Genomic DNA, 2,541 nt, shown 5'->3' with positions numbered 1-2,541 from the left:
CGATCCGCGACCGTTCATCTGGACCAAGACCGCAGAAGAGATCCTCGAATCACTCGCCCGATTTTGTAGGCGAATTTCCGGCGCAGGACACTAGCTGCCGCGCACCCGACCCAACCCGCTCACCCCCGCCGAGGTAGCCCGCCTGCGCGACGCCCGACCCGCCGGACCACCCCCGCAACCCGGGGCCGGACCGGTGCGGTGCAGCGGCGGGCCTCCAACAGCGGGCTCGTCACGGTCGTGGAGCAGAAAGTCGCCCTCGGCCGCGTCCACGCCGGCAAGAACGTCACCATTGATATCACCGACACCGAAATGGCCGTCGCGTGCGATGACAGCATCCGCACGGTCCGGCGCAGTACCGACCAGTTCGTCCGCAATCTGAAAGCCAGCGACCTCGCAAGTGGCCGCCGATGCCTAGGGCCTGTCTCAAACTCCGGCTTATTTGATCTTGTGGCAAGATCGCCGGATGCTGCAACTCACCGATTTCATCATCGACTGCCCGGACACGATGGCGCTGGCAGCCTTCTATTCAGAGGTGACGGGTCGCCCGGTCAAGGAGGGCAGCCACGGCAACTGGGCCGGTATCCGGTTCGGCGGGATCGAGCTGGCCTTCATCCGGGTGGAGGACTACCGCGCCCCGCAGTGGCCCGACAGCGAGCACCCCAAGCAGTTCCATCTCGACTTCGAAGTCGACGACATCGAGGCCGAACAGAGCCGCGTCCTGGCCCTCGGCGCGACCCTGCAGCAGGACTCCATCGGCCCCGACGGCTACGGCTGGCGCGTCTACGCCGACCCCGTCGGCCACCCGTTCTGCCTCTGCCACAACAAGGGTGTCACCTGGACCGACCAGGGCCCCATCTGGCCCAAGAGCGAGTAGAGCGTGTATCTGAAGTGGGTCAAAGCCATTCGTTGATCGCGGCGATGTGTACGACGGCCGCGTAGCGCACGGCAAGCTTGTCGAAGCGCGTGGCGACGCCGCGGTTGCGTTTGAGCCGGTTGATGCCGCACTCCACAGCGTGACGCTGCTTGTAGGCATCGCGGTCGAAGGCAGGGTGGCCGTCCGCCCTTCGACCCTCGCTTACGGCGGTGAGCGTCTTGGTCGGCTTTGCTCGGGATAGTCGCCTTGATCCCGCGTCGGCGCAGATAGGCGCGGGTCGCCCGAGAGGTGTACGCCTTGTCGGCCAGCACCCGGTCAGGCCGGGTCCGGGGCCGGCCACCGGTCGGGCGGGGCACACGGATGCCGGCCAGGACCGCGATGAACTGTGGGCTGTCTCCGCGTTGCCCAGCAGTCAACACGATCGACAGCGGCTTTTGGCCCTGCTCGCAGCCCAGATGAAGCTTCGTGGTCAGTCCGCCGCGGGACCGACCAAGAGCGTGATCGGCTGGCTCCACGTATACGCCACCAGGCGTTTCTGCCTGCAGATCCCCCTTTTCCCGGCGCCAGCGGCATGCTGATGCGCTCGGGCAGTTGTCGAGTCCACAGACACGTCCCAGGTGATGCGGCCGGCCGCGTCCACGAGGGTCTGCAACGCGGTCATGATGCGGGCCCAGGTCCCGTCGCGCTGCCAGCGGCGGAACAACGCGTACGCCGCCGACCAGGAGCCGTAGCAGGCCGGGACGTCCCGCCACGGGGCACCGACCCGGATCCGCCACCGGATCGCGTCGATGAGCTGCCGTCTGGTCCATCGAGGTGGCCGACCGGGCCTGCGTGCGACCGGCAGCAGAGGCTGCAACACTCTCCACTGCGCGTCAGTCAGGTCGTGCCGCCTCGTCACCACTATGGTGTCCATGAGGTCTCCGTGCTGATGGTTCGTCTTGGTCGACAAACCATCTACCGGAGACCTCGCTGTTTACCGGTCCCGACGCGCCGTGTCCCCCACAACTACCGACACGGACTTCGATACTCGCCCTAGGACAGCCGTAGTGCGCGGGCCACCTTCCGCTGCACCACCCGCAGCAGCTTGATCGTCTCTTCGTCGGAAAGGCCGGTGGTGATCGACCAGTCACAGCCAGAACCCACGACGTCGCTCGCGAAGACGATCTCAGTGGAGAGCAACAGCTTTCGCCACTGCGACCTCGTCAACGGCTCCCCGCGCTCCAGTGCCTCTCTCAGCCTGCGTCCCTCGCCGTGGTAGAGGTCCACCTGGTCCAGGAAGCCCATAGCTCGGGCGAGATCATCCGTGGAATGCGCGGGTCCACCCCACTCGGCCAACCCTCGCCTCAGCAGGAACCGCTCGTCCGAAGTGAGATCGACCGCTACGACGTCAGAGGCGCTCATGCGCAAGATTGTCACCCAGACCCCTGCAGAGACTTACCCGGCACGGGCGCCGAGCAGCCTGACCCCGCACCATGGCCCGGCCCCATGCAGAATGGAACCTAGTGTCCTGAGTCGTTGGTTAGTTGGTTAAGTCGGGTGCAGTAGTTGGCGAGGCTGTCGAGAATCTCGTCGGCGGTCTTGGTCCAGACGAAGGGTTTCGGGTCTTCGTTCCAGGCAGCGATCCAGGTGTTGACGTCGGTTTCGAGGTCTTTGACGCTGCGGTGGCT

The 2,541-nt window shown here is 65.8% G+C and carries 2 protein-coding genes and 2 pseudogenes; 1 reads left to right on the top strand and 3 read right to left on the bottom strand.

The window, feature by feature from the left end:
- The first annotated feature begins 463 nt into the window (after window positions 1–463).
- The gene (locus ACWD6N_RS37645; RefSeq protein WP_450006744.1) at window positions 464–874 is read left to right on the top strand and encodes a VOC family protein; all 411 of its coding nucleotides are present in this window, start codon (window positions 464–466) and stop codon (window positions 872–874) included.
- A 19-nt stretch (window positions 875–893) separates the two neighbouring features.
- Here the strand turns inward: ACWD6N_RS37645 and ACWD6N_RS37640 are convergent.
- The 3 genes and pseudogenes from ACWD6N_RS37640 to ACWD6N_RS37630 all read right to left on the bottom strand — a co-directional run.
- Window positions 894–1,787, bottom strand: a pseudogene (locus tag ACWD6N_RS37640) (IS5 family transposase).
- A gap of 119 nt (window positions 1,788–1,906) precedes the next feature.
- Window positions 1,907–2,275, bottom strand: coding sequence for a hypothetical protein (locus ACWD6N_RS37635; RefSeq protein ID WP_450006742.1), 369 nt, complete (start codon window positions 2,273–2,275; stop codon window positions 1,907–1,909).
- 98 nt (window positions 2,276–2,373) lie between these two features.
- A pseudogene (locus ACWD6N_RS37630) lies at window positions 2,374–2,541 on the bottom strand (IS630 family transposase); the annotation flags it as partial.

Source organism: Micromonospora sp. NPDC005163 (assembly GCF_053599835.1).
This window is presented reverse-complemented; position numbering and strand designations above follow the sequence as displayed.

Coding starts and splice junctions, on each gene's coding strand:
- ACWD6N_RS37645 (WP_450006744.1), top strand. CDS start 464: ATGCTGCAACTCACCGATTTCATCATCGACTGCCCGGACACGATGGCG.
- ACWD6N_RS37635 (WP_450006742.1), bottom strand. CDS start 2,275: ATGAGCGCCTCTGACGTCGTAGCGGTCGATCTCACTTCGGACGAGCGG.